The following is a 26,862-nucleotide window of genomic DNA, read 5'->3' as shown; positions in this document are numbered from 1 at the left end:
ATTTAACAAAAAAAGCCCCGCATAAGGGACTTTTATTTAACAGGTGTGTTATTCAATTTTGCAGGAATACTGATAATTTTCTTCAACGTATTTAATGGTGAAGTAAATGGCTTCATTAATATAGTGAAAATGTTAGATGACAACACCATAGCAATAGCAACTGTTATTGCAAAACAAACTACAAATTGAGTATCTGGCGACCATCTATCCATCAATTCAGATCTTCTGATAATAAAAACGAACAAAGGGTGAAAAAGAAATATAAGAAGAGAACGATCTCCCCACTTCGTTAAAAAGCTTTTTTTATTACTCATATTTATCAATACAAGCAAGCATACCCATGCAGATAATGCGTAGTGTAAAAACATCTTCATAAAGTAGCTTTCATCCTTTGTCAAAAAGCGATTTGTGCCAAAACTCCCCCTAAAAAGCGATTCAAGATTAGGTGTAAACTGAATAATAAAAAAGGAAGCTACAATAGTTATTATTAACAATACTCTAGCCTTGTCGTTAGAGATACTTTTATATATACGCTGCAAATATTCCTTAGACATAAAGAAACCCGCGAAAAAGAAAGGCGCAAAAGATATTGTTCTTTGATAACTCAGGGTATATGAAGTAAAGCCTGAATAAAACCCCTTTGCCATTTCAGATACGGAAACAGTATACCAACGAGAAAGAAAGCATAGAATAAAGAGTAAAATGAAGAACAACGTCTTATTAAAAAAGTTCAATTTACACCTATTTATGATTAAAGCTATAACATACCAAAAGATCATGCTAACGATATACCATAGGTGAAATTGTGGTTTACCAAAGTGAAACTCCAGATTTTTGTAATCACCGATAAAATATAAGTACCAATCGAAAAATGATTGAAAGATTATATATAAAATAAATAAATTTATAATCTTACTCAACTTTATTCTCTTTGCTAAATATCCACTTATAAAAATAAACAAAGGCATATGAAAGCAATAAATGAAAACAAAAATCTCATAGTAGTTTTGTTTGTGCAATTCAATTAAATGGCCAAATACGACTAAAAAAATAAGCAGCCCTTTGGCATTACTAAGCTTTAAATCTTTTTCGAGCAAAAGAATTCCCTCCCAGTCTAAGGATATAGGAGGGGAATCTCTATAGCAATATTATTTTATTATTCCATGTTTCTTTAAAATGGATTTTTGTTTATGACCTTTGACTGTCACATAGTTATTTTTGTACCAAGCTGCAAAAATGTCGTACTGATAGTAAAGACTATAGAGTCGGCAGTGTACAGCGCATCCGCAAGCTGATTCACCTAATCCTCCGTAATATCCAAAGGTATTTGCCAAGCATCAGCATTGTTTGGTTGATAAGTGCAAATGAAAACATTATTATTAATGCTATAAATACAAGAGAAACATCATTTCTTACTTCATTATAAATCCAACCAAAACTGTCATTAAAAGATATAGATAAACAAAAGAATAAAATTCCAAAATATAATTCGTAAGTAAAGTATTTACAAACAACTACGAAAAACAACCGTTCTTTTGAAAATAATTTCTGCTCAACAACATTCGAAGAAAAAAGAGTAATGGGGTGTAAAATCCTAATCAGATAAAAAACGAGACCTACTAGCGAAATAACGTAGCTAGGCGCTTCAAAATAACTTAATAATTCACTTAATTTTTTTCCATTTCAATCTTCCCACTTCCATACTTCAATATTTTCCTATTCATCCTATTTTATCAACTTATAATCTCCTCCTCAACGCCCATGCTGAAGCCGCATTTGGGGCAGCGTGCACCTGTGCGGATTTTTATATCTAATTCGTTGTGACCACATTCAGGGCAGCTGTATTCGATCATTTAGTATCAGCCCATTCATCAAAACTGTAGGCGTAATCAACACTTTCAATGAAACCGATCTCTTTGCCTTCTAACGAATCTTCATACATCCTTCATAGCTGTATGCCCATATTTCTTTATAATCCCTCAGCTCGCCATATTTCTCTGTCATGATGAACTTTCGAAAGCTGTTGACCAGTTTCCATATATTTCCTCCATGCGAAAAGCGTTTTGAACTGCCGTATCCCAATTCATACGGGTAAACATCATCTCCCGTGTAATCATCAACAAAGAACAATTTTTTCTTAAATCTGAAATACGCTATCCGGTTCTTTGACTTGGAGGATATCATATTTCTTCACCATTATCTGGAGGTTGTAGTCAAGTCCCGAACCACTTAATAAAATGCTATATTTTATATGGACCAATGGAACATGAATGGGTACCATGTACCTGACCCTGTATTAGGATTCCTGGTATTAATAATTTTGACTCTGCCATTTGGCTGAACTTGCCAGTTACACTGGTATCCTGAACTGGTAACCTGCACCATCTGTATGTTACGATCAGGAGCTAATTCCTTAGGAAATTCAAGGTATTCTGTATTAAGGTTAGATACATTTTTTAGTGCTCCATTTAGCTCTACCAGATTGCCGATTCTTCTTATTCTTGGCACAGTGTCAGCGCCATATGTCTTACACCCGTTTAACAGAGTTACGTTTAAGTAGCCAGTATCTACTTTATAGATTGGGATTTCTGTTTCTAACGCAACGCCTCTAGGGGAATTATGAACAAAAATAAAGCATTCTCCGTCAATGATCTGAGCTAAGGATAGTCTCCCTTTGTACTTGCATCCGCCCTCGTTTTCGTAGTCATAGTTAACTGCATCTGGTAGCCGTCCGGGGAATTTACTATTGACAGCTTTTGCAAGACTACTTTTAGTATAGATGAAGGAATTTACTAATTGTCCTGCTGTGTTGTATACAGTGATGGCAGGTTTTCCTTTTTGAGCACCTTGCGTTATGAAGATATAACCATTGTTCACAACAATACCCTGAGATTTTTCAGTTAATCTGCCATAGTTATCTGTCCTAATACTATTAACCAGTACAGGGTTTCCTGCTTTTACACTCTCCCAAGTGTAAATGTATATATTTTTAATAGTGTCAGTCCATACATCAGATGTGACAAAGTAATCCCCATCAACGTCAGATTTTGCTTTTCCTTTAATAGGAAAGGTGCTCCCTAAGACACCAGTTTCATAGTTGAATATAGCCGCAGATTCTTCATTTTTGGGTCGTACGATAAAACTTAGTTGATCGTTCTTATTATAGAAGTAAGGTAGAGATTCTGTAAAAGACCCACTACCAATTGGGATATTTTTACTACTCTTAAGTTTACCATTAAGGTCCCGTACATCAATACGAAGTACTGTTCCTGTGTTTTCTTGATTGGCTACATAAATCTCTTGTCTTTCTTCATTAATTGAAACACCTTGAATCCACGTCTTCATGTCTTTCTTATATCTGACTGGGAAAGAGCAAAGGATTTCTGCACTGTTTATATAAGCTAAGGGGTCCCTCATTATTTCCCTCCTTTTGTTTGTGTCTAGTATTTCAGTAGAAAGTGCGTCTGTTTGTGCTTGCGATTAGCTTTATCAGACCATTAATATCGTTCATGCGTTTTATTTGCTCAGTTGTCGCCATACCTTAACCCCCTATCCCCGGAAAAACTGCGATTACAAAGAATAAAACCATCGCCCCATTGAGCCAACCGTTTGTCTTGTCTCTTTTTGCAATAATTGCGTCATTGCCTATCATTTTTCAGATCATCAGCCTGAGCAACAATCATAGGCACTTGCTCGACATTAACCTTTTGTTTGCTTTGCTCTTTCATAGTGTGAAGAGTTGTTTTGAAAAGCAGCTTTGTATTTTCATCAGCTTGCGGCAAGTATGTTTGGATGAATAACTCGTCATTTGCAACGTAGCCGCCCGTTTTTCTGATTGCGGGATGACTTCACGAGTGATCCACCTTTTGAATTGTTTAGTCTCTGGTTTGTTACTAGTTAAAATAAGTGAATACAAAACCAGCTTCATTGACAACTGTTGTTTTTTGATTACGGCCTAATGAATCGGTGAGGTAAACTTTACTTACCTCGTCTTCGTCGAGCCGGGACACTGCTACTTTGTGATTTGAATGACTTAGTACATTGCAGACATCCTTTGCGACAAACCAAGGTTGTCCATCCTTTCCAACTGTCCGAACCTACTGATCTTGATAATTGAATACTTTTTGTAATTCGTTCATTCATGAACCTCCTTAGAAAAAGTTGTCATTCACTAAACGAAAATTTTCGTTCAGTAGGTTCCTTGCTATTGCGCTTGTTTCATATTTGCTTGTTCCTGCGCTTCAATCCACGCATCTATGTTGTGCTTAGTGGGGAAAATACGTGTGCGCACTCAGAAGTGAGGAATTTCTTTTTCACGAACCATTGTGTAAATCGTGTCATGATGAACACCGAGGTATTCAGCAGCTTCCTGCACGGTCATTGTGTTGCGAGACATTTCTACACCTCCTACGCTGCGGTTTTACTCTTTTCGTGTAACTTTTCATCAAAAAAAGTTCATTTACATCACCATCTAGGAGTTCAGAAATTTGTTGGGCTTTCTCAAGGCTGGGTTTTGTGCGACCCATTTCTATGTTGGCATAGCCGCTAGCATATCTATAACCAGGTTGTTTCGCCATGTAAGACTGACTTTTTCCTTGAGCGAGTCTTGTATCTCGAAGTTTTCTAAGCATAATATCTTTCCACCACCTTACTCTATATGTGTAACATTTGTTGATCTCATCATAATATACACAAGGTGGGTAAGTCAACATATTTTTATTCTTTTTGTGTAACTATTTATTTATCTTGTGTAAAACGTGTTAAAATTTACACACCAAATGAAAAAAGGTGTATAAATATGGATAATATAACAGGGAAAGTCTTAACCGAATTACGAGAAAAAAAGGGTTGGAGCAAATCTCTAGTTGCAAAGAAATTAGGTCTTAAAACCATGTCAACTTATGCAAACTGGGAATATGGTTTGCGAAAGCCTGATGGTGAAATGCTTGTGAAAATTGCCAATTTATATGGCGTAACTACTGATTATATTCTTACAGGCAAAAGACCTAACAGCTTTAATAGTGACTTATTCGAAGATCCTGATTTACAAATCGCCTTTAAAGATGCATCTGATTTTTCAGAAGAAGCACGAAGACAAGCTATCGATTTTATTAAGTATTTGAAAGAAAAAGAAAAAAGTCGCAAATCTCCGAATGGGGAGAATGATTGACATTCCTTTAAGCAAAAGTATTGCTATTTTTTATTATCAACTGAAGCAAAAAATAATTACATAACAAACACATTATTCTTTATTTATTATTATTGTTTTATTTTGTTTAGTTTAATTAGTTCTGAACACTTCGCCTCAAAATTTGAGGTAAACTATTCAGTTGAAATCATTTCAACCTCAAATCTTTGAGGTTATATTCTCTTTCAACCGCAAATTTTGAGGTAATCCATTAAGTAAATTCACCATCTTATCCCCGTTGATTTTAAGAATCTATTAACATTTTTGGCGAAATCCTCTTGAATTTTTGGCAGTTTTAGCCGATTATTAATAGGTATTCTAATTTATGAACTGGGGGAATTAGGTTGAAGAAGTGGTTCGTTTTATTCATGTCTTTAGGACTAGCTCTTGTGTTAGCAGCATGTAGCTCTACAGATGATGTCTCTACAGGGAGTAGTGATTCAAAAGACAAAAAAACTGAAGAGACTAAAGATGACGGCTCTAAAAAAGTCGATGCAAGCAAACAATCTGCTGAAGCTCTGGGAATGAAAGTTAACCTGGGCGATGTAAAGATCATGAAAGACAAGATAAACGTTGGTATAAACATTGAAAATACTACTGACAAGGTCCTGACTTTCTATCCAGATCAAGGAAATGCAGTAATTGGCAGCATGCAATTATCAGCAAACATGTTCTTGACTGATGGAGAAGTTGGCGGTGAAGTTCAAGGCGGCGTTAAACAAGAAGGAGTTCTTGAGTTTTCAGCTCCTGATGGAAAAGAAATTGATGTTAATAGCGTTAAAGAAATCAAATTGAACTTCGGTGATGTTACAACTGATGACTTCATGAATACTAAAGCAGTAACAATCAAAGTACCAGTTAAGTAAGGGGATTTTGAAATGAAAAGAACAACTGAATTTGTTTTAGGTCTAATTGGTGGAATTTTTGGATTTATAGGAGCCTTTTTGGCATTAATTGTTGGTGGTCTTGATGCCTCTTTTAACTCATCTGGCACAAGCGATATTATCGGTTTAGGTTGGGGCGCTATCTTCCTCTCCATTCTTGGTATTGTTGCTTCTGTAATTATTAGAAAGAAAGCAAAATTGGGTGGAATTTTACTTCTTATATCTGGTATCGGTGGCCTGATTTGTATTTCTTTATTCTACTTACTGCCTGCTGTTCTTCTCATTATCTCAGGCATAATGGGACTCGCAAGAAGAGACAAAACAACGACGACAGCAGCGTAACGAAGAGCCCTTCAAGGGCTTTTCTTTCACACTAAAAACAGAACATACATTCCCACCAGGTGGTGCTATTATGACAATTCAGTTATCTCATCTAGAAGAAGTAAAGAAGATTTATACAAAATTGAATATGTTTACTCCTGAAGAAGTTGACATGGAACGGATTGCGACTGCTTTTCAGATTTGGATACACTACGAAAAAAAGGCAGCAGCATGTTTTGTATAAATGGTCTTTATAGCATGGTTTTGGATTCAAGGACTTCTCATCAACAACAATGGGAGGACTTTGTCCGTGACCTCGGGCATGTGATTAAACACTGCGGGAACCAATTCAATATGAATCGTATGTTCCGCCAGCTTCAAGAGTATCAAGCCAATAGTTTCATGTATCACTTTTGTGTACCGACATTCATGCTCGAAAAGATTTCGTTGCCGCGCATGCAATTGAAGGCTATAAAGTTAATTGGAGATACCTTTAACGTCACATACCCTTTTTACAGCTAAACGGCTTGAAATGTACAAAAGAAAACTGTTTTCTATTCTCTGGCATCAAAAGCTTTATCAAGCAAATTAATTTGAACAAGGAGGTAGCCACATGGTTAGTATTGAAAGGCGCAGTGAAAAATCTTTTAGATTAATAGTCTAAAATGGATATGATGAAAACGGTAAAAGAGATAGAAAAAAGAAATCGACTCGTATCGAAGATCCAAAAATATTAAAGTCTAAACGGAAATTACAGGAGTATCTCGAAGATCAACTGGACCGTTTCAGAATTGAAGTAGAGGCCGGCGAGTATATTGCTCCTGAAAAATCTACTGTCGAATCATTTGCAGTGCAGAGAAATGGGTCGAAAAGAAACTCTTTAATAAAAATGGAAAGCCTTACTCTTTTACAATATCTGTTAAGTGTTCAAATCACTTAAACAACCACATTCTCCCTGCATTATGTCATAAAAAAATAGACAAAATAAAAAGTCTTCATATTGTTGATTTTATTGATATTTATCTAAAGATGGAGCTAGAAAAGATGGAAAGCCTGGCGGATTAGGAGATCAAAGATATATTTAAAATTCTGCAAGCATTGTTTAAATCCGCAACAAAGGAATGGAAATTGATAAAAGATGATCCTATGGAGGGATTGAGTTCACCTGAAGCTGAGAATAAGGAAATGAACTTTCTTGAATCAGAAAAAGCAGCTGAATGTATTAAAGTGTTGTATGAAATAGATATTAAATGTCGTTTATATTATCTTGCAGCTCTGATCGGCGGGCTTCGTAGAAGAGAAGCTCTTGCTTGCGAATGGCATTTGGATATAGATTGGGAAAAAGGTAGAATATGCGTAAATAGATCAATTTCTAAAACAATTAATGGAGAACCCCATGTCAAAAGTCCAAAGTCAAAAAGTTCTCAACGATTCGTTAAAATGCCTAATTTTTATATGGATGAGTTGGCTAAATATTATCGCATATGAAAAAGAAAAATTGTTGCTCAGCGATGCCTGGGAAGGCGGAGAACATCAATATGTATTTCACAGTGGTAAAGGAAAACCTTACTATTATACAACCCCTACCGCAAAATGGACTAAAATAAAAAAGAAGTACGGCCTAAAAGATGTTCGTCTTCATGACTTGCGGCATACTATGGTGGCTCTCCTCATGGAAGCTGGCGAAAGTCTCAGTTGCTATCCAAAGAAGAGCTGGACATGCCAGTGCTCGAACAACTAGTGATATTTATGGCCACGTTACCGAGAAACTCGAAAATAGCACAGTAAAACAATTTAACCAGTTCGATCCTAGAAACCTAGCACAAAAACAGAGTTGATTTTGAAATTCTTCTTCAAAATCAGCTCAAAAAAATAATTTAGCCCCCAATTCGTCCCCAACCCTATGAATGACGACAAAATCAATAAATAAGCAAAGTAAAAAACCCTTGCGTAGCAAGGGTTTAAGCTATGATTCCGACTGGGCTCGAACCAGCGACCTCTACCCTGTCAAGGTAGCCGCAAGTGATCCGATAAGTCAATCGGTAAGTCAAACGTTGGTATATCAGCGTTAAGTCATCGTTAAGTCAAACGGTTTTTATTTCGATATTACGAATTATAGCGTATAGCACCGCCACCGCGCAAGTATCCGCACCGTAACCCGCAAAATTATTCAAACGCCTTCCTAAAACGTTCCATAAGCGATCCGCCACGATTTAAGCGCGCCTTAACCGTCCAAGCCGCCTTCCTAAACCCAGCGTATAGGTAATCGTCGAAACGCTTAATTTCGTGCGATTTCGCTTTCATAATCGTTGCGTGCCACGCTTCTACGAAAGGCGCCGCATGATCTTCGAGTCTGATCGTTCTGTCTACGCTTGCCTTAGCGCGCAAAAGAATTCCGTAATATTTATAAATTTTATCTGCGTCAAAGTAGCGAGCCATTGCGTTATAGATTTCGTTAGGCAGCGAGCCCTTTAACGCTTCAGCCGGTATTACCGCCGTATCTAATACGTTATTTTGGTTTTTAGAACGCTTAATTAAATCCGATGGTTCGTTTTTTGTTTTCGGCGCCTCAACCGTTGATTCCGTAGGCTTCTCGGCTTGTCCGCGATTGGACATTGTCGACTGGTCATCCTCGGACAAAAGCGTGTCCTTCGGATTAAGATCGGCGCCCCCAACCGGCAGGATCACGATAATATTCGCGCCTTTTCCTCCGTTTATCTTACGCGTCGTAGCGACCTTCTTTACGATACCTAGCCCCGCTAATTTATTCAGCGCCCGTCGCGCCGTCTTAACCGATTTCTCGATCAGGCCCGCCAACGTTTCCGCTTTGAGGTGCGCCGCCCCGCTAAACTTAACTGCGTAACGTGCGATCATCTTGAGCGCTTGGCGATCCGTATCGTTAAGCTCGTATGTATTGCGCTTGATATGTTCGTAAACAGCTTCGTTAAGTTGAGCCGTCGAGTCGAACGTTTGATGTTCCGCTAAGTAATGCATATCGCTACCCCCATATCGTTATGTCGTTATTTTGATTATAGATATTGTTATAACGGTATGTCAATATTTTTATTTACACGATAGCGATATTTCGTTATAATTAACGTATCAGAAAACGGAGGCGATTCGATTGGAACTCTACGTTAAATTGGACGAGATATTAGAAGCCCGCGGATGGACCCGCAAGAAGCTCGCAGAAGAAACGCAGCTTAGACCGAACGTAATCAGTGAGATATGCAACCACCAGCGCACAACTTATAATCGTGAACATATCGGACGTATTGCGAAAGTTCTTGGCATTACGGATATGAACGAGTTGTTTGAGTTACGCGATTAAGCCCACGATTAATTCGCGGGCGTTTTCTCTTTCGGTTTTGTTATCGACTGAATGAACGCGGTAAAGGTGGGCGCCTGAAATACCTTAAACGGAAACGAAGGCAATCCGTATCGCGTGTCCGATAGAATCAATACGTGCGGAAACATAATCCGCTCGGGATTCTGCCACGGTTCCAGCGCAATAATGCCCGACTGGAAAAACGCTTCGTACCGGTCTAACTTTTCGCGCATCTGTTTTTCCGAATAGACCGACCGCTGCACCTCGATAAAGAAAGGCGTCCGCCGGTATAGCGCAAATATATCCGGCTCGACCGTTCCCTTTTCGCCGTATTTCGGCTCCACCAAGAACGACTCCAACGACTGACCCCGCATCTCTTTATAAACGTTACCTATCGCAAGAAAATGATCGATCTTGGCGCTGTTCTTTTTCATCGTTGTTTCGCCGCCAAAGTAAACGTAAGGCTGGCGCGCCGTAGACCGCTGAATATGTCCGTCTCTAAGTAAACGCAGCAGAACGTTATTGGCTGCGTATTTTGGTCTGCGCAAATTTCCGAAATGTAGCTCGGCAATCGTATCGCGATCCATTACGCGAAATTTATTAAGATCTGCAATGATCGCTTTATCTCGGTTAGTGAGGGCCATCGATAAACACGTCCTTTTCCGTTAAGATTTCCGGCTCGGCTGCCGGTGGCGTTACGTCTTTGGTCGGTGATTTCATTACGCAATACGGATTCAGTAGCGCCTTCGCCTCGCTCATTTCGAGATACGGCGCCTGTAGTTCGTAGGTTTTGTCGGCCGCCATTATAAAGCGCCCACTTACGTCCAGCTTCTCGGCGCCTGGCGTATTGACGATTCGGGCCTCCGTTATATCGCGCAGCTTAAAGCCCATGCTTACGGTTAGATTGGCGCGGATAGTCGTATCAAGCGTTTTGGCGTTCGGCCGCTGCATTGAAAGAATCGCGAATACTCCAAGCGTACGGCCTATCGCTACGAGCTCCGCTAATACGTCCATGATCTCGGCGTCTTTTCTTAATAGAAGAAACTCGTCGATACAGACGACTATATACGGACGGCGCTGATCATCCGGGAGCTCATCGATATGGCTTATTTCGAACTGCTCCGTAAGGTTGCTGCGCTCATCTAATTCGCGTTTTATGCTTCGTAACATTCTCCGTATATCTTCCGCGCTCGTTAAAACGCACTGTACGTGTTCGACTTTCCGGAATACGTGGAACTCCGATTTCTTACAGTCCGCCAGGTATAACTGCAGCCGGTCGGGTCGGTTCTGTTTTATCAGCGTCGTCAGGATCGACCGTAGCTGCGTTGACTTTCCGCTGCCCGTTTCGCCCGCAATAAGAATATGTGGCTGCGTTAATAAATCGAAGCTGACGTAACGGCTGTGGCGATCTTTGCCCGCAATAATGCCGAGCTTGTGGCGTTCAATGACCGGCTGGATCTCCGCAAAGTCATAACGCAATACGGCCGGCATCTCTGTGCTGTAAACCGTTAGCACGTACCGCTTTAGATCGCCGCTTAGTTCAACGTTGCGTCCGAATACTTGCCGGAATACAAATTCCTTTTTCGCGATTTCTTTCGGGTCCATTCCGTTTAGTAACGTAAATACATACCGCGTTCTTTCTTCGTTAATATCAACGTCATGGATTTTCGGATATCGGCGCGCTTCTTTTCCGTTAGACAAGCGTTTGGCTACGTACAGGCCGGCGGCATCAAAGGCGTACTTCAGCGTCTGTTTGGCATGTAGGTTGCGTAAAAACCGTTTCATATCGCGTTCAAAAAACGCAGTAGCAACACGGCATACCCCGCAGGTAGAACGAACCGTAAGAGCCCGTTTACTGCGTCTCCAATATACGCAAATTTACCGCCAAACAAGCGCCCTTCTAGCCAAGCCGCTCCGATGCAGACCAAGCCCGCACCACCCACTAACGCGTACAAGCCGACTACCTCCGGAGACATATCGAAAAATCCTGCCGCTGTGAATCCGCCGGGCACGAACGAAAACGCTCGTGTGAGCCCCGCCCTGTCGTTCCTTCGTCTCGCTTCGCTCATCTCTCTCTCACTCCTTAACAAATTTCGTAAACGGCTTCGTTACGGGCGTTAAACGCGATAAAGTGCGGTAGGTTAACACTGTAATAACCGTTACGGAAGTCGCCAGCAAGTGCGGTAACCTTTTCGTGACTCTAACGAACCTACCCGCTCCCTACCGTTTAGCCGCCGTGTAGTAGCCGTTTAATAAACGTTACGCGCTACGGATCGTCCAATATCACAGTTTTTTGCCCACGTTTAACTTTCCGATTTTTTGGACACGCTGATTTTAGGAGGTGTTGTCCGATGTTTGGACTAGGTAAACGACGTAGCCGATTCGGCCGCTTTTTAGATCGAGAAGGAATCGCGCAGGAAGAAGTTCGCCAAAAGGCCGGCATAGGTCACGGCACAATGACGAGCATGTGTAATGATCGCGATTATGCGCCGCGTATTTCAACGTGGGTAAAAGTACAGCGCGCTTTAAGGTCGCTGGGATACGAGGTCGATCGAAAGGATTATTTTGACTGTTGATAACCGAACACATATTCGCATATAATAAATGCGGAGGTGTTCGCCATGGAGATCGAGGATAAACGGTGGGCTATGCGCATTATATTGCCGGAGCACAGAGCCGGCCTAGCACGCCAAGCCGAAGAGAAACGGAAAGTTGAAAAGCCGCAGCTGGATGCGCAGCAGATCGAGGACATGGAAATAACTGTCGCTGAGTCGATGGAGTTCGGTGCGCCGCTTGCATTCGAGCTTTACGACGCTGGATACATACGCGAGGTAATTGGCGCTGTACATTACGTGGATCACATACAGAAGGAGTTTCGCGTGAAGGACGCCAAAGGCGATACAAATTTCGTGAGGTTTGCGGATATCATAAACGTAAAAAACGCCCCATCCAGTTAAGGACGGGGCTATTTTCGTTAGCCGACGTTTTTTACCCAGTCGACCGCTATATTCTGTTTACATCGGCGGCAGCTATCGTTAACCTTACCGCTCGTTACGAAGTTTTTATCGTGACCGCAATTCGGACAAGAGTACCGTGCGCCTCCTAACGCGATTGCGAAAAACGGAAGACTGAAGAAGGCGAGACCCAAACCCGGGAGAATACCGATAATTGTGAGACATAAGAGTACCGAAATCAACATAATAAATGAGCCAACGCACAAACTAATTATCCTACCGAAGCCGAACTTTTTCTTCGCCACAGTCACCGTTTTATATTCCACGTTAATTCACCCGTCCTTTATATGAGTTAGTAAAATTATACTACGGCGCCAAACTTATCCGCAATGAGTTTTTATGTACGCGAGCACCTACGTTATCATACGTAAGCACTCGCTAAAAGTTTCGTTATTTACTCGCCTTTTGTACGTGCGGTCTTCGTTACTTTATTATCTTTCCAATATGCCCAGAGCGAGGTAGCTCCGAGGAATACTAACGAAATGAAGTCCTGCACGCCGGCTTCATCGACCGGAATCGGACTGTGTCCAGTCATTGTTAATCCGCTATTTACGAGCGCAACCAAAAGAAGCACGAATCGAGCGACCGTTCCTGCGCTAATTTTCTCCGTATTCATATTATCGTCTCCCTTTTCGTTATTTTACTGTTGCGCCGGTTGATTTCGCAGCATAGATATTTACTTTTCCGAACTGATCCGTTTTGATTGTATAGACGTCCGTTTGAGGGTTCGCAAGGACTTCGTACTTAAGACCGCCGAATTTCTTAGGACGCAAGTAGCCGCATTCATTTCCTTTAACCGATGCTTTGTTAGTCGGATAGATGCGCCAAGAATCAGCTGATGCCGGAAGGTAGACGTATTTCTTACCGCTGGATGCCGGCTTAGACGATCCGCCTTTAAGTTTAAGCACCTGGCCGGCCTTAATTTTATTCGCGTTCTTGATGCCGTTGTACGATTGAAGCTTCGCTACACTTACGCCTGTTTTCTCCGCGATTTCGGAAAGTGTGTCGCCTTTCTTGACGGTATAAGTGGAGCCGGAAGTCTTAGGAGCTGAAGCAGCCGGTTTAGACGCCGACTTTCCGCCAAGCGCTTTAAGTTCCGCTGCGATTGCCGCCTTTACAGATTCCCAACGTCCTTCAGCGAGAACACGATGCGGACAATATTTGCCGGACCAATCCTGGTGCTTACGGACACGATCAACGCCCCAACCGCGCTCTTTTAACAGTTGCGCAATAAACTTAATCGCCAGTTTTTCGGCCGCTTTGTACTTAGCGCCGCCTGACTTCGAATAACAAACCTCTACGCCGATAGACGTACGGTTTCCGGAATTTGCTCCGTTACCATCTCCGGTATGCCATGCGTTACGATCTGTCGGAATGCCTTGTACGACTTCCTTATCGTCTACCGCGAAATGGTAAGACACTTCGTTGTTGTTTCCGATCATATACCGGATTTCGGCGTCTGCTGAAGCGTCGTTCGCCGTATTATGGAACGTAATGTACTTAGCGTCCATTGAATACGGACACTTAACGGAATACTTACTTGTTGCGACGAGATTCTTACGTACTGAAATAGCCATTTTATCGTCTCCTTTCGAAATTAAAAAAGCCCGCCGGGACTCTCACCTGACGGGCGTAATGCGTTTATTCGGTTATTCTCTTCCGCGAAATTTTTCTTCGAGTCTATCGATCTTATCGATGATGACATCGTACTTATCGCTAAACTTATCGAGTAGATCCTGCAGCCTTGATTCGCGTTCCCGGTTCGACTTCATGACGTAAATAAGAAGCCACGTAAAAAGGACCGCGAAGGGCCCTTGCGTTAAAAAATATTTAATTACGTCTAGTTCGCCCAATTATGGCGCCCTCCTTTCCGTTATTTACTCAGTCCCAGTAACGCCTTCGATGGGAGGCGCATCAGCTACGTAAGGATTTCCGGTGATTTCTTCGTATTGTTCTGGCGTGATGAACTTACGGTCTACACCTTCTCTTAATTCTTCGATGGTTACATCGTTATATTGAAGGGCTTGCTTAACCATAGCGACATCAGCCCAATTATAAAAAAGCGCATACACCCAAAAATTAAGATCCATTAGACGCACCTCCTTTAAGAGACAAAATTTCAAGCTTTAAAGAGGATATTTCCTGGCCTAACTTTAACAGTTGCTGAGAAGTGTCTGGAGTTTGCGGAGCGTCTATGATAGGGTTCGCCAAATATTTCTCCCAAGCTTCTTGTAATTCTTGATCACTCGGCTGTGGGTCGCTTATATTCCAAATTTCGATATATTGACCACGCCCATCCCCGTCATCTCGAATAACGAAATCCTCCCCGATTACCGCGTTAGGGAAAAGATATTTAATGGCCAGTGCTAAATTCATCTAAACTCACTCCCTCTTGTTATCTAATTTGCGACATTGTCAGGAACGCAGATTTCACATTAACCGCTGAAGGGGTGCTTCCGGTCACTTTCGGAAATATGTGAAATGTCACCTTATCCCCGCTGTTGAATTTTTGCTGCAAAATCGCTACCTCTGTTTGTGTAGTTCTTGAAGGATACCAATACGATATCGTTTGATAATGATTATCGTTAATATAACAGTTAAAAGATATGTCTGAGTTTGATGGGATAGATGTAGCTGAAATATATAGCCTTATCAAATACAGACCACTGTTTTTCAAAGTAACTTCTGATTTCGTTTGATCATACTCGGATTGATCATCTGCCCGTGCTGCCCCGAATTTTATTTTTGTTACAACACCTTCAGTAGCAGTAAACGACGAATTATTGAAGTCATACGTTTCTACAAAAGTTTTATTTAAGAAGTCTACATCAGTGATAACTCGTTTCCACCCTTTAAACGCGCTATCCGGAATAACTGTCGCGTGCCATAATGTATTATCCGAGATTCTCCACGCATAGATCGTTTTCCGCCCTTGATCCGACTCGATAACGTCGTAAGTAAACTGTGCGCTATCATTTGTCGTCGGGTTATTCAGAACAGTATTTCCGACCGCGAAATAAAATCCGGTAGGCAGCGTCAACAAATCCGTACCGTTGGCAACTTGTGTCCGTTTTCCGCTATCGTCTGTAAGTTTGCGCAATTGGCCGCCATTCCATTTCGTGCGTTCGGCTGCAGTAATATGACGAGTATTGTCGCTGTTATGCGTATCAAATTCTGACTTACTCGCCTGCTTCACGTTATCAACATTCGATAGTCCCACCTGATCTTTTGTTACCTTGTGAGGATTATCGGTTTTAATCGCATGTTCATCAGTATAAGCTTTCGCCCCAGCTTCCGCAGCGTCCGCTTTTTCCTGCGCTCCTTCTTTCGTTTCAATGTTATCGAGATTTTCGAATTTCTTCTGTAGTTCAGCGAGGACCCGTTCGGCATCGTCCGCCATTTCTTGAATGACGGCTTTTAGCGATTCGAAATCGTCGATATAATATTCGGCCGCTGGGACGATGTCCTGGTCGACGAGCGCCCGATCGATCTCAAACGAAAACTTATGAACGCTCAGTTTTTGGCCGTTGTCGTAATTAACGTAAAGTTCAGCCTGCACCGTTCCGTAATGCGTGATTTGTTCCGGCGTCAAGACATAAAAAATAACGCCCCCTAGCGCGTCATGAACTTCCGTATTAACGTAGAACTTACTTCCGTCCGCAAACCGCATGAACAGCTTTCCGTGAGTCGCTTGACTAATCGGCAGTGGTACGCCGTCCTTTGTCAGGTTAAACGACAATTTTGCGGTCCCGATATCTTGCGTACTAAATTGAATATTTGCTGAAATACTTCGCTTCATTTGGGCATTTATATTGAAACGGACTTCGGGATCTTTATATATCATATGGAGACATCCCTCCCTTTTATTTAGCTACTACTCTTCGTACTGATTTTTCGTATATAATCGTTTTGTGTTATACCGAAATAGCCATTGAAATTCGAATCTCCTTGAACGATAACTCGGCCGGTCCCTTTCGTATTAAATACGTTCACTTCGGTTGCGGTGGACTGGACTAAGATGGCGAATATTTTCTCTACGCCTCGAATTCGGTTGCCTTCGATACGCCCATCGTATGATGATTCTACGAAAACACCTCCGCGATCTTTTGAACTGTCCTGTTCGATATTAGTATTGAATATGTTGTTGTTCCGGACGTCAAAATTATCGCAATTCTGGACGTAGATTCCGTTTCGTCCTATAGTGTTTATTTCGTTACCGTCTATTGATAAATGCGTAGATTTTGCGATAGTTGCTGATTTGTCTCGACTTTTCGCAACATAAACCGCTTCAGTATCTACACACGATATATAATTTTTGGAGATGAACGTATTGAAACAGCCTTCGACCCAAATACCTCTACGCCCTCCGAAAATCCTATTATCTGAGATAAAGACGTTCCTTCCGTAGACGATCTGAATCGCCTGTTCATTGCCGTAGCTGCCGATGTCTTTTTCCCGAAGTTTAAAGTAGTTTCCGAAGATCCGGATACCATCACTCCAAGCAACTTCTTTGTTATAAATTTGCCCGTAAGTTACAACTCCGCAGACCGTGTATTCATAGAAATCGTTTCCTTGGATTAAAATATTCTGAGCGTTTTGCGGACGGTTCATTTGCACACCGGAGGCGGTTTTAGAGCTTTCAATTCCGCCGGATACTTGAGAGATCCTTATACATTCCCGATTCCGTCTGAAAACGTTGTTAATGATTTTAACTTCGCCCCACTTAAAAGTTCGAACGCCAGCAAACCCGCAATCCTCGATCGTATTGTCAAAGATCGTAATGTTCGTCTGAAACACGTCGTATACAGCATAATGGTTCCCAATCGCGCATCCCCAACCGCCTAAAAGATCAGACTGTCCGAAGTAGTTATGCGCAATGTAAACGTTAGTGTTTGGTGTGCCGTCATACTCTCCGAAGATATTAACACCGCTTTGGGTAAATTCACCGAGCTGAATCGCTTCTGAAAAGCTGCGCTGTCCACTTTTGTCGATGAATCCGATAAACCGGCAGTTTGTTATTCTGAGGCCGTTACATCCGTTTGCGTCGATTGCATGATCAGTGATCACGTCTTTAAACGTTACATTATCGATCGTAATATTTCTCGCATGCCCGAGAATAATTCCGTCCATTGAGTTCGTTTTGTACGTCTCAATATTCTCGTAATTTCCATCTAACACGCCGCCCTCAATGACGATATTCCCTCTTCCAGAATACCCGGAGAAATTATCGGTAGGCGTTCCATTTGCGAAGAACCCCCAGACCATCCTCGAAGCAAAACGCAATTATCCGCCATTGTAACGCGGGTATTTTCGTATATGGTCATACGTTTTTCGATCAGATAAGTGCCGCCAGGGATGACGAGCCAGCCACCGCCTTCGCTGTGGATTTCGTCCAGTGCACTTTGAATCGCAGCCGCGGACGGCATTTCGCCCGTAGGGTCTGCGCCATAGGTAAGCGCATTTTTAAAGCTTATTCTCGCGATGAGATCGTCCTTCACATTGTCAACCGTCTGGCCATCGGCATCTAAACGATCTCTGAGGGTTGGATATATCGTACCGTCCCGACTAACGCGAGCATCAACGACTTCTTTCACGTTAGTCCCGTCCGCGTTTAATACTAGATTCCTGATTCGTGCCTTCTCTACTTCGATTTCTTGTGCGACAGTTAATCCGCTGCTGTGTGCAATTTGATCCGAGGTATGGGCGACTTTTGCGTTCTTATGCGAGGCAATCTCGCCGTATGATCCTTTAATGTCATCCGCAATATCATCGAGGTTTTGGTTGTGATTATTACGAAATACACGATCCCACGCCGAGCCTGCTTTTCTGTACGGATATTTCGGCATTCTACTCCTCCTTGTTATTTATTTTCTAGCGCTGTTAGGCGTTGGTTTATGGTTTCTAGTTGCTGCGGTAAGGTAGATATATCAACGGTTTCGGTACCGACCTTTATATGCTTTAATTTCGTAAAGTCCGCCGCGCTCATGAGGCCGTTATTTGTCTCAGTCGCTAATGCGACATATACCTGTCCATCTGGACCTAGAACGATGCTGGCTAATTTCGTAAAGTCTGCCGAACTCATTAATCCGTCAGTCGTTGTGCTCGCGAGTGAATATCGCGGTATCTGAGACGGGTCATACCCAGTCTCGAATTGCGTATATTGACCGATCGTAACTGCGCTGCTTTTTATCTTTCCTGTGGTACCATCGATAACCTTTCCGATTACCTTTTTGGTTCGGTTAAATTCGGAAACGATATCGGTTGAGCTTTTCGTGAGCGTTCCGAGTGTATATTTCGGAGACTTACTCGGGTCCGAATAATCCTCTTTTTCGGTCACGCGAAGCTGAACGTCTATACCGAAAGGATCGAGAATGCACCAAACGTAGTCACCTTTGCGGATATCCTGAATGCCCATTTCGAGGAGCTCGACGTAAGTTAACGTAATAGAGATATCGATGCGATCGTATAATTCGCTTTTTATCCGCTCAAGTAGATCCGCTTTAATAGTGTAACGATCATCGCGCACTGGGTCAGCGTGTCTTATACCGAGAACCGACGCTAGTGGGCTCGTATACTCCGCTTCTATCCCTTTACCGAACCCCCGGATATAGGTTTTTATGTCGCTCGTATCGATTTCCTGTTGCGGATCTTGAACGTTAAATTTATACCGGATTTGATTATCGGTAACGCGTGCGATTTCTTTGGCGACAAATATCACGTTTTGCACACATTCGAATTCAGCTCCGAATTTCTCGACGATATCTTCCAGTAGCGAGAGCGAATTAGCATCGCCGAAATTCTCGATAGTTACCGACGTTGGAAGCCCGGTCGTGTCAACACTATAGGCGTAAGGTGTACCGGCTAATGCGATCTCTAGCGCAGCCTCCGGACGGTATGCCTTTTCACCTTTTTGTGTATCGTAAATATAGTTATCTCGTAAATCTATAAACATTTTGTGAACCGCAGTAGCTTCGATTTTAATAGAGTCACCAATAGGCTTAGTATTAAGCTTCTTTATAACGTAAAGCTCCGACTTGTATTCGAATATATTATCGTTCTTAATTAAATCAACCGCATGTTCGTTTACGTCAGTCCTTACGCCCGAAACGCTTATCGTTTTTTCATTGTTTATACCGCTGTTTCGAGTTACGCTAAATCCCGCGAGTAATTCAACCGCGCCCGTAAGAGAATGCACAAATAAGTCCGTGCTTACTTCGTCCTCATACGGTATTGCTGTTGGTGATTCCGGAATTACAGGATTAGCGCCGCTAGATGACGTATCATACTGCGTTAGTTTATACGTTGATATAAGGCTGTTTAGCTTGGTCGAGTATGATGGATCGGTCGCGTATCCAGCTTTTACTAATGCGGCTGTGGCCTTTTTATAGTCGGTTTCGCCAACGACAGCTTTGTAATGATTTGGGTCCCAGCTCGTTCCATTAATGTAGAGATTGGCGAGGTCCTGCATCGACTCATACCACGAGGGATACTTCCGAAACTTTGCGTCCACTTGCACGCTTCTACCGTCGATAACTTCCCACGTTTTCATAATTACGTATTGACCGTTATATTCTCCTTTTACGCCGAAAAGGTTTTTCCCATTAACTGCGAGGCCGCTAGTTCCGTAGGCACTTTCAAGGCACCCCTGCGCAATAATGAGGCTCGCAAGTATTTTGTAGTTAACGAATATCTTTTGCGCGTCCGGGGCTATTTCCTTAATAAAGCTGGCGCTACTCATATCGGACCTCCCTTATAAATAATAAAAACGGAAGTCGAATTTTATTTCGAAGCTTCCGCTTGTTCCTGTCATCTTAAATTCGTTCCATCCAGGCGCTAGTCGGATTACTTTCCGATTTGTTTGTCCGAAAACACTTACGTTGTTCTTTTTTACTTGAACTCTATTTAAAGAAAGAACGTCCGTGGCGCTAGTCGTTCCGCTGTACGTAAATACGTCTCCCATCGTTTTATTTGTGATCGTAAGTTTATTTGAAGCCCCTTTATACGTAATAATCAACGGCAGTTCCCTCGGATCTATTTCTTCGGTGCCTGCATTAAAGATTCGGAAAGTATTAGTTTTGAACGAATACTTGTAATCTTCATCGGTTAATCCCTCGCCTATTTGCCATAGATCGGAATCGAACGTAAACGGACTTAACGTAGTTCCGATAGATTCAGAAAACGGCTTAAATGATACGAATGAGATATCGAAAAATCCGTATATCCGGTTCTGATCGATAGAATATTCTTGATTCGTTTTCACAAACCAACGCTTGCCTGGATTGTAACCGTCAGTAATATAAAACGCTTGCCTCGAATCGAATAAAGCGAAAACCTCATCGCGCATAAGATGAAAATCGGTAATATCTGCTGCTTTCATATAAAAGGAACAGTCGATGATACGCGGACCATAAACTGTTCCTAGATCGACTTCACCTTGTGCCCCCTCTATGCTTTCCGATGTGTGAATAGGCGATGGGGACCGCGGTTTAAATTCTTTTAGTGTTATCCCTAACGATTCCAGATCGTAAGTTGTGCCGTTTAATTTCGTTATTGTCAGATTTAACAACCGCTCCATCACCCCTGCATCAGATTTTTAATCGAAATTTTCCGTCCTTGTTCCGCACTTACCACACGCTCGGTTCTACGCCCGATCTCTTCGCTATCCATCACGGTTACAAGCTCGATGTGCATCGGCTGTCCAACGTTCGGCTCCGCAACTGAAGCTTCGAAGGCGTGTTTAACCTTCGCCATCTTGCCGCCTGTTAGCGCCATTGACGGATTGTATGCATAATCCTGTGCGTCTATCATGGCCGCGCTTGCCATTGCGTCTGCCGCCGATTGAACAGCTCCGATATTACGTTCGATACCGACCGCTAAACCTAGCGGTAAGAACTTACCGACTTCGTCACGGAATACACGAGAAGGCGAGTGAATACCGAAGAAGCTTTTGATACCCTCCGTAATGCTGTCGGCAAAGTCGCCGATTTTCCCGAGAATCCAGTCCTTCACGGAGTTAATACCGTCCCATAAGCCTTTAATCAAATCGGCCCTGCGTCGAACACTTTGCTTACGTTATCACCGATTGCGCCCGCTAGGTCCATAACTATTTCGAGACCCATCTCTAAGAGATCCGGAATTGCCTTCGCTAAACCATCGATTAGCGCAAACAACAACTGCAGACCTAAATCGATTAGATCGGGTATGAACTTTATGATAGTAGCGATAAGCTCGCCTAAAAGCGTAATCGCGGCCGAAACCAATTGCGGTAGTGCCTTAATCAATCCGTCGACTAGCGCAATAATCAAATTAACGCCTGCTTCGATGATTTTCGGTAAATTATCGATCAGCGCCTGGACCAAGCTGACGATTAAGAACAGCGCCATTTCGATTAGCTGCGGAAGCATCGTAATAATGCCGTCGACCAAAGCCGTCAGTATCTGAATGCCGGCTTCGAGTATTAACGGTAGATTCGTCACAATTGCGTTAATGAGCGCCATAATAAGCTGGATCGCCGCCTCGATTAATTGCGGAAGAACCTGGATGATTCCGTTAATCAGCGCGTTCAAAATTTGGATGCCGGCCTCAATGATCATCGGTAGCAACGTAACAATCGTATTAATCAACATCGTCAGTAATTGCGTTGCTGCCGTAATAATTGCCGGAAGCGCCGAAACAATTCCCTGGATCAGTGACGTAATGATTAGGATGCCCGCACCTAGAAGCATCGGCAAAAGCGTTGTGATTGATTGGACCAACGTCGTTATGACCTGCGTAATGGCCGTTAGAATATTCGGAAGCGCCTGCGTAAGTCCGGATAGAAGTCCTGTTATAATCTGAACGCCTGCCTGCGCAAGTTTCGGTAGATTCGTAGTGATCGCGTTTACGACAGAAGTTACGAGATTAACGAAGCCGTTTAGGAACGTCGGCAGGTACGTCTGCAGCCCTTGCTCGATTGCCGGCAAGAATCGCATTCCTGCAATAATTAGGCCGGGAAGTCCTCCAACCAGCATACCTACGATTGTCGGAATGTACTGCGCGATAGAACTGAAGTCGCCCTGAAACGCTTTGTTGACGGCGCTTATCAAATTCGTAATCGCGTTCTGTACGGCCGTGGCGCCTGCGATGATTAGCTTGACGACTGGTTCCGGAAGAATTTGACGCAACTTATCGGCTCCGCTTACGAAGTCGCCCGTTAAAACCGTTGCTAGTCCGCTAAATAGTGTCTTCAGTGTCGCAATGGCCGGTGCTAGCTTTGCGCCGATCGTGTTCGCCAAGGCTTCTAGCTTAGTGCGGATGGCTTCGTTGTTTTTGATTAACAACGCGATTGCTGCGACTGCCGCTACGATTGCTCCTACTACCATTCCGATGTGCGCGATGATAAGAAGAAGCGTCGAACTTGTAACGCCTATTGCCGCCGCAACCCGCTGAAAGCAGCTACGAGAGTCCCTACTGCAGAAACTACCGAGCCTATGAAGATTAAAATCACGCCAAAAACAGCGACTAAGCCGGTAATGACTGTGACGGCCGCGCCAGCGTACGCTATAAACTTTTGCATACCAGGCGAGAGCTTGTTAAACCCATCGACTAGAAACTGCGCAATACTAACGAGTTTAGAGAGTGCAGGCAGTAACGCATTACCAACGGAGATTTGTGCCGTTTCAAACGCACCGCTGAGCTCCTCGATCTGGCCTCTAAGGTTGTTCATCTTCTCCGCCGCAACTTCTGCCGCAGTGACCTTAGACATTTCCTTCCACATTTCCTCGGCGCCTTTTGCGCCTTCTTTCATCATGATGTTAGCAGCCCGGATAGCATCCGTACCAAACATCGTTTTTAGCGCAGCCTGTTGTTGTTGCGACGTAAGCCCTTTAAGTTTATCCTGAAGAACTTGCGATATTTCTGCGAACGACTTAACGTTACCTTCAGCGTCATAGAACGCATTGGCGCCGTCGTCCGTAGCTAATCCGAGCTCTTTCATTGTTTCGAAAGCTTCGTTTGAGCTCGGCGTTAGATTCAACAACATCGTCTTAAGTGACGTACCGGCATCCGAACCTTTGAGTCCGTTTTGCGCGAATATAGCAAGCGCTGTAGACGTATCTTTGAACGACAATCCGACGCCTGAAGCAACCGCCGATACCATAGATAGGCCGTACTTTAATTCGTGAACGTCCGTTGCTGATGCGTTAGCCGCGCCCGCCAACATATTCGCCGCCTGTGTAACTGAAAGTCCGTCTTTCTTAAAGGCGTTTAGTGCAGTCGAGGCGATTTCGGCGCCTCTCCGAGATCTAACTCGCCGGCAACCGCCAAATCGAGCGCACCCGCTAGACCGCCGCCCATGATGTCCTCTAACGAAACGCCGGCTTTAATAAGTTCCTCGATTCCCTGACCGGCTTCTAACGAACTGAATTTCGTCTTCGCGCCCATATCGATTGCTAAATCCGTAAGTTTTTCCATCGTATCGCCGGTTGCGCCAGATACCGCCTTAACGTTAGACATCTGCGCCTCAAAGTCCATCGCTTTATTAACCGCAGATCCTAACCCAGCGCCTACACCTGCCGCGACTGCTCCGAATCCTAACGCAATAGATTGGCCCATACTCTGAAGCTGCGAACCGAAGTCTCTAAGCGAGCTCTGCGATCGTTGCAATTCCGTAGTTAGGTTGGAAATATCGGCGCCAATCCGGACGATAATCGATTGATCCGCCATATAGCCCTCCTTCCTTATTTGATGTCAAATTGCGATAGCCATTCGGAGGCCTGTTGCTGTTTTGCAATAACTTCTTGCGGGATATCGACCTCATCATCCGCTGTTTTAGGACGCTTGAATAAATCGGATTGCTTAATGCTTTTCTTGGCTGAACGAACTTTTCCGATCATCATCGCGAGTGAAGCCAAGTCGTCGTATTGATCGAACTTTTTGTCTTGCTGCGCCTGGATTAAGATGTAATACTCCCGCGGTGTCAGTTCGTAAACTTCGTCAGGCTTTAACGATAAGTACCGCCAGGCCTCGCGCAGTACTTGATCTATTCCAAAATCCCCGCCAGCATTTCCGCCGCTTTCGGATCTTTCTTCAGAAGCTTTTCCGCTGTTTTCTTGTAGAAAAAACTGTTCGATACAACCTCGTTCGTGATCTTAAGAATCGTATCCATATCGAGATCTTCTTTCTCGACTCCTTCTTCGATAGCTGCCCTAACCTTAGAAATCGAAATATTCTTACCGGTATGAAAAAGTCCCGCATGTACAACGTTTACAAACGTCTCCAAATCCCCGACAAGCGCTTTACCGATTAATTCGAACGAGCCGCCTTTGTATAAACCATCAAGGTGTTTAACGCTCTTGAACGTTAGCTTTAATTCGTACTCTTCTCCTTCGATTTCAAAACGTGCCATATAATCGTCTCCTTCTCGTTTTTATTCGTTAAGTAAAAAAGACACCGCGATTAAGCGATGCCTTAAGGTGTAGTCGTTCCTGTGTCTATATCTCCGCTAGCTGGCGCAGATGACGACGGAGCCCCTGCCGGAATTTCCGTTAGAGTTTCCTCCGTGACGTCTCCGTTCAATGAGCCTTCAAGTGAATACGTTGCGAAATCTCCGTTGCCAAATTCGCGCTCGAACGAAGAAATCATATACATACCGCTTTCCGCCTCTTTAGTCCGAGTATCGATTTCGTAAATTTTGACGAACTCTTTATTTCGGATTTTCTTTTTCATCGCCTTAATAAACGGATCGCCTTCTGTAATAACGCCCTCAAGCGAGACTGATTGCGTTACCTTTCCGTAGTCACTTCCGGTTTTATCTTTCGTATCCAAGTCTATCGAATCAGCTTCGATGCTAGTTGTTCCGCTCGTTTGGTTAAATGGACGGATCATCTTTTCGCCCGCATCCGTTTCAATTACCGCTGCGTATAAAATCTCTTCTCCGCGATATTCTACCGCCAAATTAAGTCCCCCTTTTGTTATGCGTGCAATGTCGTATCTATCTCGATGTCAAAATAAACGCGATGATACTGCGTCTTATCCGCTACTTCCTCCGCAGGCAATGGAACCTCCGCCGTTAAATTGACATAAAAAAGACCGAGCGTTTGGCTCGGTTCATTTGCGTTAATAAGCGCTATTTTATCGAATAAGAATATCCGATTAAGCTGCTCCTGTACGGTTGCTCGTTCTATTGCGGTGTTTGTGTGAAGTCCGATTTGAAATCGGTAAACCATTCGCACAGATTCCCGTTGTTTCGAAACAACTGTCGGAGTATTCTGCCTCTGCTGAACCGTAATAAACGGCTTGGTCTCCGGTAATACAACGCCATCATAGACCCACACGACCTCAAATCCGGTTTTCTCAGCGAGATGTTGGATGATCGAATATTGAACATCGATTTGTCTCATCGACCTAACTCCCGTACTAAGCGAAGTATTTTCCCTCTAAAGACACGTTCGTTTCTCCATACAACATTCCGAATAAATCCGCTTTGAGTTTTGTGCGTATATTCTTGGATCTTCGCATAATCTACGTCCGATCCATACTTCCACAGTGCAGTCGCAACCTTTTCCGGACTGGCTATAATACTGTTTCGGAGTTTCCCTGTTTTCACAGGAGCCTCCTCAGCTGATTCGTTTGCCATCAAAAGTGTTTGTGATTCAGTTTCTTCGTCAACTTCTTGTACGAATTGCGTTGCGTCAAGACCACGCACAACTCGATTAAGGCCTTCGACTGAAATACGTACCTGGGATCGACTCATCTTCTCAGCCTCCCAACGATCTCGGCGCGGTTTCTTGCTCCGATTCCTTTTTTATCTACGGATAATATCTCGTAGGTCTTTCCGTCATAGATTACGCTTTTAAGAGACTCGTAAATATCTTCGATCAGTTCGATAGCAATCGAGAACCAAATATCGCCGGATTGAACTTCGATTCCATCCGCTAGATACTTATCGATCTTAACCTGCGAACTTATTTCGGTGACTACGGAGGGAACAATCCGTTTTGGCGGTTCTTTTTGTGGTAAGGGCTCGTTTGTTATCGGATCTCTTACGACTTCTCCTTCGTAAAATAAAACAACATCATGAGTTCGTCCTTGAACGACTTCTTTTCGCGCATGCTTCATAAACGCGATATCTTCCGGTGTTATCACGCA

General features: G+C 43.1%; 32 protein-coding genes and 9 pseudogenes. 8 read left to right on the top strand and 33 right to left on the bottom strand.

Annotated features, from left to right (window positions below):
• Positions 1-32: 32 nt before the first annotated feature.
• From ACFVP7_RS07030 to ACFVP7_RS06985, 10 genes and pseudogenes are all read right to left on the bottom strand, one after another.
• Positions 33-1,097 carry an acyltransferase family protein gene (locus ACFVP7_RS07030; protein WP_338733270.1) on the bottom strand — a complete coding sequence of 355 codons (1,065 nt, stop codon included), beginning with the start codon at positions 1,095-1,097 and terminating at the stop codon, positions 33-35.
• A 51-nt stretch (positions 1,098-1,148) separates the two neighbouring features.
• Positions 1,149-1,374, bottom strand: a pseudogene (locus tag ACFVP7_RS07025) (phage holin).
• Between the two features lie 475 nt (positions 1,375-1,849).
• Positions 1,850-2,172: pseudogene (locus tag ACFVP7_RS07020) on the bottom strand (hypothetical protein); the annotation flags it as partial.
• A 75-nt stretch (positions 2,173-2,247) separates the two neighbouring features.
• Entirely contained in the window at positions 2,248-3,417 is a 1,170-nt protein-coding gene (locus tag ACFVP7_RS07015) for a hypothetical protein (RefSeq protein ID WP_338733267.1), read from the bottom strand.
• 34 nt (positions 3,418-3,451) lie between these two features.
• Positions 3,452-3,538 (bottom strand): annotated as a pseudogene (locus ACFVP7_RS07010) (hypothetical protein); the annotation flags it as partial.
• Positions 3,539-3,541: 3 nt separating this feature from the next.
• Positions 3,542-3,728 (bottom strand): annotated as a pseudogene (locus ACFVP7_RS07005) (hypothetical protein).
• Positions 3,725-3,928 (bottom strand): BRO family protein, encoded by a 204-nt coding sequence (locus tag ACFVP7_RS07000; protein ID WP_396583122.1) that lies wholly within the window; start codon positions 3,926-3,928, stop codon positions 3,725-3,727. Before ACFVP7_RS07000 ends, ACFVP7_RS07005 begins: the two are co-directional and overlap by 4 nt.
• Positions 3,894-4,037, bottom strand: a pseudogene (locus tag ACFVP7_RS06995) (hypothetical protein); the annotation flags it as partial. The gene ACFVP7_RS07000 and the pseudogene ACFVP7_RS06995, both read right to left, overlap by 35 nt.
• Before the next feature lie 167 nt (positions 4,038-4,204).
• Positions 4,205-4,396: pseudogene (locus ACFVP7_RS06990) on the bottom strand (helix-turn-helix domain-containing protein).
• Positions 4,359-4,577, bottom strand: coding sequence for a helix-turn-helix transcriptional regulator (locus tag ACFVP7_RS06985; RefSeq protein WP_235091747.1), 219 nt, complete (start codon positions 4,575-4,577; stop codon positions 4,359-4,361). Before ACFVP7_RS06985 ends, ACFVP7_RS06990 begins: the two are co-directional and overlap by 38 nt.
• 221 nt (positions 4,578-4,798) lie before the next feature.
• Between ACFVP7_RS06985 and ACFVP7_RS06980 the strand changes: the two genes are divergently transcribed.
• The 5 genes and pseudogenes from ACFVP7_RS06980 (at position 4,799) to ACFVP7_RS06960 (ending at position 8,231) form a co-directional block, all read left to right on the top strand.
• Positions 4,799-5,170, top strand: a complete 372-nt coding sequence (locus ACFVP7_RS06980; RefSeq protein ID WP_076457849.1) for a helix-turn-helix domain-containing protein — start codon at positions 4,799-4,801, stop codon at positions 5,168-5,170.
• Between the two features lie 362 nt (positions 5,171-5,532).
• Positions 5,533-6,054: a hypothetical protein gene (locus ACFVP7_RS06975; protein ID WP_338733264.1), complete on the top strand. Its 522-nt coding sequence runs from the start codon at positions 5,533-5,535 to the stop codon at positions 6,052-6,054.
• Between the two features lie 12 nt (positions 6,055-6,066).
• On the top strand, positions 6,067-6,414 hold the full coding sequence (locus ACFVP7_RS06970) for a DUF4064 domain-containing protein (RefSeq protein ID WP_010329852.1): 348 nt from the start codon (positions 6,067-6,069) through the stop codon (positions 6,412-6,414).
• 70 nt (positions 6,415-6,484) lie between these two features.
• Positions 6,485-6,985: pseudogene (locus tag ACFVP7_RS06965) on the top strand (ImmA/IrrE family metallo-endopeptidase).
• Positions 6,986-7,006: 21 nt separating this feature from the next.
• Positions 7,007-8,231, top strand: a pseudogene (locus tag ACFVP7_RS06960) (tyrosine-type recombinase/integrase).
• 328 nt (positions 8,232-8,559) lie between these two features.
• Here ACFVP7_RS06960 and ACFVP7_RS06955 read toward each other — a convergent pair.
• Entirely contained in the window at positions 8,560-9,387 is an 828-nt protein-coding gene (locus tag ACFVP7_RS06955) for a helix-turn-helix domain-containing protein (RefSeq protein WP_396583121.1), read from the bottom strand.
• Between the two features lie 130 nt (positions 9,388-9,517).
• On the opposite strand from ACFVP7_RS06955, the gene ACFVP7_RS06950 reads away from it, so the two are divergent.
• Complete coding sequence (locus ACFVP7_RS06950; protein ID WP_129092573.1) at positions 9,518-9,724, top strand: helix-turn-helix transcriptional regulator; 207 nt, start codon at positions 9,518-9,520, stop codon at positions 9,722-9,724.
• An 8-nt stretch (positions 9,725-9,732) separates the two neighbouring features.
• Here ACFVP7_RS06950 and ACFVP7_RS06945 read toward each other — a convergent pair whose 3' ends face one another.
• From ACFVP7_RS06945 to ACFVP7_RS06935, 3 genes are read right to left on the bottom strand one after another with little or no spacing between them, the layout of a single operon-like run.
• Entirely contained in the window at positions 9,733-10,365 is a 633-nt protein-coding gene (locus ACFVP7_RS06945; RefSeq protein WP_396583120.1) for a hypothetical protein, read from the bottom strand.
• A complete protein-coding gene (locus ACFVP7_RS06940) occupies positions 10,352-11,506 on the bottom strand; it encodes an FtsK/SpoIIIE domain-containing protein (protein ID WP_396583119.1) in 1,155 nt (384 codons plus the stop codon). Before ACFVP7_RS06940 ends, ACFVP7_RS06945 begins: the two co-directional genes overlap by 14 nt.
• Positions 11,503-11,790 carry a hypothetical protein gene (locus ACFVP7_RS06935; protein WP_041056750.1) on the bottom strand — a complete coding sequence of 96 codons (288 nt, stop codon included), beginning with the start codon at positions 11,788-11,790 and terminating at the stop codon, positions 11,503-11,505. Before ACFVP7_RS06935 ends, ACFVP7_RS06940 begins: the two co-directional genes overlap by 4 nt.
• 282 nt (positions 11,791-12,072) lie before the next feature.
• On the opposite strand from ACFVP7_RS06935, the gene ACFVP7_RS06930 reads away from it, so the two are divergent.
• A complete protein-coding gene (locus ACFVP7_RS06930; protein WP_396583118.1) occupies positions 12,073-12,297 on the top strand; it encodes a transcriptional regulator in 225 nt (74 codons plus the stop codon).
• Between the two features lie 45 nt (positions 12,298-12,342).
• Positions 12,343-12,678 (top strand): YolD-like family protein, encoded by a 336-nt coding sequence (locus ACFVP7_RS06925; protein ID WP_396583117.1) that lies wholly within the window; start codon positions 12,343-12,345, stop codon positions 12,676-12,678.
• Between the two features lie 451 nt (positions 12,679-13,129).
• Here ACFVP7_RS06925 and ACFVP7_RS06920 read toward each other — a convergent pair whose 3' ends face one another.
• From ACFVP7_RS06920 to ACFVP7_RS06830, 19 genes and pseudogenes are all read right to left on the bottom strand, one after another.
• Complete coding sequence (locus tag ACFVP7_RS06920; protein ID WP_396583116.1) at positions 13,130-13,351, bottom strand: phage holin; 222 nt, start codon at positions 13,349-13,351, stop codon at positions 13,130-13,132.
• Positions 13,352-13,370: 19 nt separating this feature from the next.
• A complete protein-coding gene (locus ACFVP7_RS06915; RefSeq protein ID WP_396583115.1) occupies positions 13,371-14,312 on the bottom strand; it encodes an N-acetylmuramoyl-L-alanine amidase in 942 nt (313 codons plus the stop codon).
• 72 nt (positions 14,313-14,384) lie between these two features.
• Positions 14,385-14,588 carry a BhlA/UviB family holin-like peptide gene (locus ACFVP7_RS06910; RefSeq protein ID WP_033881227.1) on the bottom strand — a complete coding sequence of 68 codons (204 nt, stop codon included), beginning with the start codon at positions 14,586-14,588 and terminating at the stop codon, positions 14,385-14,387.
• Positions 14,589-14,612: 24 nt separating this feature from the next.
• Positions 14,613-14,825 carry an XkdX family protein gene (locus ACFVP7_RS06905; RefSeq protein ID WP_396583114.1) on the bottom strand — a complete coding sequence of 71 codons (213 nt, stop codon included), beginning with the start codon at positions 14,823-14,825 and terminating at the stop codon, positions 14,613-14,615.
• A complete protein-coding gene (locus tag ACFVP7_RS06900) occupies positions 14,815-15,111 on the bottom strand; it encodes an XkdW family protein (protein WP_396583113.1) in 297 nt (98 codons plus the stop codon). Before ACFVP7_RS06900 ends, ACFVP7_RS06905 begins: the two co-directional genes overlap by 11 nt.
• Positions 15,112-15,130: 19 nt before the next feature.
• Complete coding sequence (locus ACFVP7_RS06895; RefSeq protein WP_396583112.1) at positions 15,131-16,579, bottom strand: phage baseplate upper protein; 1,449 nt, start codon at positions 16,577-16,579, stop codon at positions 15,131-15,133.
• A 23-nt stretch (positions 16,580-16,602) separates the two neighbouring features.
• On the bottom strand, positions 16,603-17,913 hold the full coding sequence (locus ACFVP7_RS06890) for a right-handed parallel beta-helix repeat-containing protein (RefSeq protein ID WP_396583111.1): 1,311 nt from the start codon (positions 17,911-17,913) through the stop codon (positions 16,603-16,605).
• Positions 17,907-18,581 (bottom strand): glycosyl hydrolase family 28-related protein, encoded by a 675-nt coding sequence (locus ACFVP7_RS06885; RefSeq protein ID WP_396583110.1) that lies wholly within the window; start codon positions 18,579-18,581, stop codon positions 17,907-17,909. The genes ACFVP7_RS06890 and ACFVP7_RS06885 overlap by 7 nt, the downstream gene beginning before the upstream one ends.
• 14 nt (positions 18,582-18,595) lie before the next feature.
• Entirely contained in the window at positions 18,596-20,473 is a 1,878-nt protein-coding gene (locus tag ACFVP7_RS06880; RefSeq protein WP_396583109.1) for a phage tail protein, read from the bottom strand.
• Between the two features lie 12 nt (positions 20,474-20,485).
• Positions 20,486-21,310, bottom strand: a complete 825-nt coding sequence (locus tag ACFVP7_RS06875; RefSeq protein WP_168781822.1) for a phage tail family protein — start codon at positions 21,308-21,310, stop codon at positions 20,486-20,488.
• Positions 21,310-21,777, bottom strand: coding sequence for a hypothetical protein (locus ACFVP7_RS06870; RefSeq protein ID WP_396583108.1), 468 nt, complete (start codon positions 21,775-21,777; stop codon positions 21,310-21,312). The genes ACFVP7_RS06875 and ACFVP7_RS06870 overlap by 1 nt, the downstream gene beginning before the upstream one ends.
• A complete protein-coding gene (locus ACFVP7_RS06865; RefSeq protein WP_396583107.1) occupies positions 21,774-22,820 on the bottom strand; it encodes a hypothetical protein in 1,047 nt (348 codons plus the stop codon). Before ACFVP7_RS06865 ends, ACFVP7_RS06870 begins: the two co-directional genes overlap by 4 nt.
• Positions 22,821-23,140: 320 nt before the next feature.
• A pseudogene (locus ACFVP7_RS06860) lies at positions 23,141-24,228 on the bottom strand (phage tail tape measure protein).
• 224 nt (positions 24,229-24,452) lie between these two features.
• On the bottom strand, positions 24,453-24,611 hold the full coding sequence (locus ACFVP7_RS06855) for a hypothetical protein (protein ID WP_232460792.1): 159 nt from the start codon (positions 24,609-24,611) through the stop codon (positions 24,453-24,455).
• Positions 24,612-24,754: 143 nt separating this feature from the next.
• Positions 24,755-25,120, bottom strand: a complete 366-nt coding sequence (locus tag ACFVP7_RS06850; RefSeq protein ID WP_168781820.1) for a tail assembly chaperone — start codon at positions 25,118-25,120, stop codon at positions 24,755-24,757.
• Between the two features lie 62 nt (positions 25,121-25,182).
• On the bottom strand, positions 25,183-25,668 hold the full coding sequence (locus ACFVP7_RS06845) for a phage major tail protein, TP901-1 family (RefSeq protein WP_396583106.1): 486 nt from the start codon (positions 25,666-25,668) through the stop codon (positions 25,183-25,185).
• Positions 25,669-25,685: 17 nt separating this feature from the next.
• Positions 25,686-26,114, bottom strand: a complete 429-nt coding sequence (locus ACFVP7_RS06840) for a hypothetical protein (protein WP_396583105.1) — start codon at positions 26,112-26,114, stop codon at positions 25,686-25,688.
• Positions 26,111-26,467, bottom strand: coding sequence for a hypothetical protein (locus ACFVP7_RS06835; RefSeq protein WP_396583104.1), 357 nt, complete (start codon positions 26,465-26,467; stop codon positions 26,111-26,113). Before ACFVP7_RS06835 ends, ACFVP7_RS06840 begins: the two co-directional genes overlap by 4 nt.
• Complete coding sequence (locus ACFVP7_RS06830) at positions 26,464-26,859, bottom strand: hypothetical protein (protein ID WP_396583103.1); 396 nt, start codon at positions 26,857-26,859, stop codon at positions 26,464-26,466. Before ACFVP7_RS06830 ends, ACFVP7_RS06835 begins: the two co-directional genes overlap by 4 nt.
• Positions 26,860-26,862 lie beyond the last annotated feature (3 nt).

Source organism: Bacillus sp. SG20033 (assembly GCF_044570195.1).
Taxonomy (GTDB): domain Bacteria; phylum Bacillota; class Bacilli; order Bacillales; family Bacillaceae; genus Bacillus; species Bacillus subtilis.
The sequence above is the reverse complement of the archived record's forward strand: the minus strand, read 5'-3'. Positions and strand labels throughout refer to the sequence as shown.

Coding starts and splice junctions, on each gene's coding strand:
- ACFVP7_RS07015 (WP_338733267.1), bottom strand. CDS start 3,417: ATGAGGGACCCCTTAGCTTATATAAACAGTGCAGAAATCCTTTGCTCT.
- ACFVP7_RS07000 (WP_396583122.1), bottom strand. CDS start 3,928: ATGAAGCTGGTTTTGTATTCACTTATTTTAACTAGTAACAAACCAGAG.
- ACFVP7_RS06985 (WP_235091747.1), bottom strand. CDS start 4,577: ATGGCGAAACAACCTGGTTATAGATATGCTAGCGGCTATGCCAACATA.
- ACFVP7_RS06980 (WP_076457849.1), top strand. CDS start 4,799: ATGGATAATATAACAGGGAAAGTCTTAACCGAATTACGAGAAAAAAAG.
- ACFVP7_RS06970 (WP_010329852.1), top strand. CDS start 6,067: ATGAAAAGAACAACTGAATTTGTTTTAGGTCTAATTGGTGGAATTTTT.
- ACFVP7_RS06955 (WP_396583121.1), bottom strand. CDS start 9,387: ATGCATTACTTAGCGGAACATCAAACGTTCGACTCGACGGCTCAACTT.
- ACFVP7_RS06945 (WP_396583120.1), bottom strand. CDS start 10,365: ATGGCCCTCACTAACCGAGATAAAGCGATCATTGCAGATCTTAATAAA.
- ACFVP7_RS06940 (WP_396583119.1), bottom strand. CDS start 11,506: ATGAAACGGTTTTTACGCAACCTACATGCCAAACAGACGCTGAAGTAC.
- ACFVP7_RS06935 (WP_041056750.1), bottom strand. CDS start 11,790: ATGAGCGAAGCGAGACGAAGGAACGACAGGGCGGGGCTCACACGAGCG.
- ACFVP7_RS06930 (WP_396583118.1), top strand. CDS start 12,073: ATGTTTGGACTAGGTAAACGACGTAGCCGATTCGGCCGCTTTTTAGAT.
- ACFVP7_RS06925 (WP_396583117.1), top strand. CDS start 12,343: ATGGAGATCGAGGATAAACGGTGGGCTATGCGCATTATATTGCCGGAG.
- ACFVP7_RS06920 (WP_396583116.1), bottom strand. CDS start 13,351: ATGAATACGGAGAAAATTAGCGCAGGAACGGTCGCTCGATTCGTGCTT.
- ACFVP7_RS06915 (WP_396583115.1), bottom strand. CDS start 14,312: ATGGCTATTTCAGTACGTAAGAATCTCGTCGCAACAAGTAAGTATTCC.
- ACFVP7_RS06905 (WP_396583114.1), bottom strand. CDS start 14,825: ATGGATCTTAATTTTTGGGTGTATGCGCTTTTTTATAATTGGGCTGAT.
- ACFVP7_RS06900 (WP_396583113.1), bottom strand. CDS start 15,111: ATGAATTTAGCACTGGCCATTAAATATCTTTTCCCTAACGCGGTAATC.
- ACFVP7_RS06895 (WP_396583112.1), bottom strand. CDS start 16,579: ATGATATATAAAGATCCCGAAGTCCGTTTCAATATAAATGCCCAAATG.
- ACFVP7_RS06885 (WP_396583110.1), bottom strand. CDS start 18,581: ATGCCGAAATATCCGTACAGAAAAGCAGGCTCGGCGTGGGATCGTGTA.
- ACFVP7_RS06880 (WP_396583109.1), bottom strand. CDS start 20,473: ATGAGTAGCGCCAGCTTTATTAAGGAAATAGCCCCGGACGCGCAAAAG.
- ACFVP7_RS06875 (WP_168781822.1), bottom strand. CDS start 21,310: ATGGAGCGGTTGTTAAATCTGACAATAACGAAATTAAACGGCACAACT.
- ACFVP7_RS06855 (WP_232460792.1), bottom strand. CDS start 24,611: ATGATGATCGGAAAAGTTCGTTCAGCCAAGAAAAGCATTAAGCAATCC.
- ACFVP7_RS06850 (WP_168781820.1), bottom strand. CDS start 25,120: ATGGCACGTTTTGAAATCGAAGGAGAAGAGTACGAATTAAAGCTAACG.
- ACFVP7_RS06840 (WP_396583105.1), bottom strand. CDS start 26,114: ATGAGACAAATCGATGTTCAATATTCGATCATCCAACATCTCGCTGAG.
- ACFVP7_RS06835 (WP_396583104.1), bottom strand. CDS start 26,467: ATGAGTCGATCCCAGGTACGTATTTCAGTCGAAGGCCTTAATCGAGTT.